This window comes from Pedococcus sp. P1_H8 (genome assembly GCF_056405175.1).
The window spans coordinates 1-468 of record NZ_JBFUCP010000207.1 but is presented as its reverse complement, the minus strand read 5'-3'; the positions used below and the strand labels follow the sequence as shown (position 1 = coordinate 468).

1 protein-coding gene is annotated in these 468 nt (G+C 68.4%); it reads right to left on the bottom strand.

Going from position 1 to position 468, the window contains the following annotated elements:
* A partial coding sequence (locus tag AC1DYG_RS19615; protein ID WP_477641525.1) for an AraC family transcriptional regulator ligand-binding domain-containing protein occupies positions 1–453 on the bottom strand: 453 nt, incomplete at its 3' end.
* Positions 454–468 lie beyond the last annotated feature (15 nt).

Genomic DNA, 468 nt, shown 5'->3' with positions numbered 1-468 from the left:
GCAGTGCTCCGTCGGCAGCAGGGTGGCGATCAGGTCCCGAACCTGCCCGGCGGTGGAGGAGTTCTCGCGCGGCGCCAGCAGCCCGAGGTACTCCTGCGCGAACGGTCGCAGGACCGGGTTCGACAGGCGGTTCGGTGCGTCCAGGTCGCCGGTCGCGATGATGATCCCGTCGATCTCGTGGTCGTAGTAGATCGACGGGCCGAACACGCGGGCATGCACCTCCCCGTTGGCGGGGGCTCCGTGGGCGAAGCAGGTGGCCACGGGCAGCCATCCGTCGGGCAGGAAGTCGGACAGGATCCGGAAGATCGACGCGACGACCAGTTCGGTGGACTGGCGTCCGAGCGTCATGTCGGTCGCCGGCCGGACCTGGATCGTGGCCAGGCCCCCCGATTCGGTCAGGTCCAGGAGGATTGCCTCGTTGTGCAAGCTCATGTGGCGCAGCACGATTCCCATCGCACTGCGCACGTC